Raw genomic sequence first — 2,188 nt, 5'->3', positions numbered from 1 at the left:
TCCATAAACATAGCTCGAATCGATGCTAGATGCTCAATTTTATGGTTGTATTGCGCCCTCGATAGCTGTTGTACGGCTTTTTGTCAGTTTTATTTGGGATAAAATAACCCCGGAAATTACCATCGTTCCACCTAAAAGATGGTAGTTTTGCACTGTTTCACCTAACAGGGTTGTGGCAAGCGAAACCGCCACCACAGGTAACAAATTCATAAACATCGCACTAGAGTCTGCACCAATTAAATCGATCGCTTTTACCCACATCCATGGAGCCAATAAGGATGCAGCGACAGAAGCGTAAGCGATTAGGGGCAGCGAGCCTTCCGTGGGTAGGAGATGTTCACTGGTCAACCATAATGGTGTCAGCATTAAGACAGCAAACAACCCTTGCATATAAATAAGCGTCCAATTGCTTAGCGGCATTTTCCACCGTTTAAGTAACACACAATAAAGTGCGTAAACGGTTGCAGCCACCACCATTAATGCATCACCATGTGTAATATCTTGATGCAAGAAGAAGCTCATATCGCCTTGACCTAGCATAAAAGCAAGCCCTGCGAGGGAGAGGACTCCTCCGACAACACTCAAAGCTGAAATGCGCTTATGGAGCAGAGGAACGCTGATGAACACACTGAGCAGTGGTACCAGCGAAGTGATCAACGACATATTTGATGCAGTAGTCGTTAGCCCTGCGTAATAGCCAAGAGACTGATTCAGTACCATGCCTAACATGGCTAAAAAAGCCAGTTTAGTTAAATGGGGTTTGATGATTACCCATTGGCGGATCACGGTAGGTAAGCAAAAGGGGGTTAGCAACAGCATCGCGACAAACCAGCGATAAAAACTCATCGCACTTGGCTCAATGGTTTCTGCGGCGAGCTTGTTGATGATAGAGTTACCACCCCAAATTAGAACCGTGAATAGTGGAAGAAGATATACCATGTGAGCCTCGTCGCAAATTGTGCTTTGAAGTATAGTGTGGCAGGTCTCTATAATTATATATATCTCCAAAACGACATTGCGAGCGATAGGAAGACAAGTTTGAAAAAAGCGCCCAGAAATCTTCACCCTTCACTATCGATTGACAGTGCGCCATCGGATGTTTTTATGAATTTCGATGCGTTTTTGTCAAACACAGAAACGCGAACTCATAGCCATCCATGGGGACAAGTGCAGCTAATTTCCGGCGGGATTTTGGAAATGGAAGCGCAAGAAACGCGATTTCTCGCACCGCCTCATCTAGCGATTTGGGTTCCTGCGGGGGTGAAACACTGCAGCTATAATCGTAAGCCAATTGAATATTGTTCGCTCAATATTGATCGGGCTCTCACCCATGGTTTTCCCAAGCACACCAGTTTGATAAAAGTGACGCCCATCGTTTCTGCCATCATTGAGGATTTTCGATCGCGTGAAATCAGTGTGGCTCAAAACGCGCAAGATAAACGTTTAGTTCAAGTATTGCTCGATCAATTGGCAACGCAAGAAACGCAGCATCATTTTTTGCCTTCCACTAATCACAAATATTTAGCCCCGATTTTAGCGGCGGTAGAAGAAAACCCGACCGATGATACGACATTGGCTTTGTGGGCTGAAAAAGTACATACCACAGAGCGAACATTAGCGCGTCATTGCCAAACGGAACTAGGGATGAGTTTTACCGAATGGCGATTAAGAGTACGCTATCTCTATTCCATGGATTTACTGCGCACAGGGCATTCAGTGAAAGAGGTAGCATTAACTCTTGGCTACAACCAAGCCAGTCCTTTTATTACTATGTTTAAAAAATACTCCGGCCAAACGCCGGAACAGTATAAAAATCGTTTGTTATAATATTGCTTAAGCGTATGTAAGCACTTTGTCGCTGATCAAACCATAAAGAAGAACCTTAGACTTGATGTGGTTATTTTTTACAACGTTAAGGGCAAAATTATGTGCGTTCGATCTCTTACAGACAATCTTAATTTATCAGTTGGTGAAGTTATTAAAGCAGTATTGCGTTTAATTGGATAGGTTGTACTAATACATCTTTAGATGCGCAGATTAATTAGCACTCATGATTTGATGTGAAAAGTTATGAATATTGTTGAAAGATTGAGTGGCACATGACATATAGCTGATATTTTTTAATATATACAGGTGTTCGTTGAATATGATTGATTGTCGATAAAGTCAGGCTCATGTTATGTATATT

The 2,188-nt window shown here is 42.6% G+C and carries 2 protein-coding genes; one reads left to right on the top strand and one right to left on the bottom strand.

Translation table 11 applies throughout. From position 1 onward, the window contains the following. Nucleotides 1-39 precede the first annotated feature (39 nt). The gene (locus AACT21_RS09520) at nucleotides 40-939 is read right to left on the bottom strand and encodes a DMT family transporter (RefSeq protein WP_013868061.1); all 900 of its coding nucleotides are present in this window, start codon (nucleotides 937-939) and stop codon (nucleotides 40-42) included. Nucleotides 940-1,038: 99 nt separating this feature from the next. Here AACT21_RS09520 and AACT21_RS09515 point away from each other — a divergent pair, with 99 nt between their 5' ends. Beyond that, entirely contained in the window at nucleotides 1,039-1,827 is a 789-nt protein-coding gene (locus AACT21_RS09515; RefSeq protein ID WP_026028665.1) for an AraC family transcriptional regulator, read from the top strand. Nucleotides 1,828-2,188: the final 361 nt, after the last annotated feature.

Source organism: Vibrio sp. V08_P9A1T1, assembly GCF_963874405.1.
Classification (GTDB): Bacteria; Pseudomonadota; Gammaproteobacteria; order Enterobacterales; family Vibrionaceae; genus Vibrio; species Vibrio anguillarum.
This window is presented reverse-complemented; position numbering and strand designations above follow the sequence as displayed.

Bases quoted from the DNA above. Each gene is read 5' to 3' on its own strand.
- AACT21_RS09520 (WP_013868061.1), bottom strand. From the start codon at position 939: ATGGTATATCTTCTTCCACTATTCACGGTTCTAATTTGGGGTGGTAAC.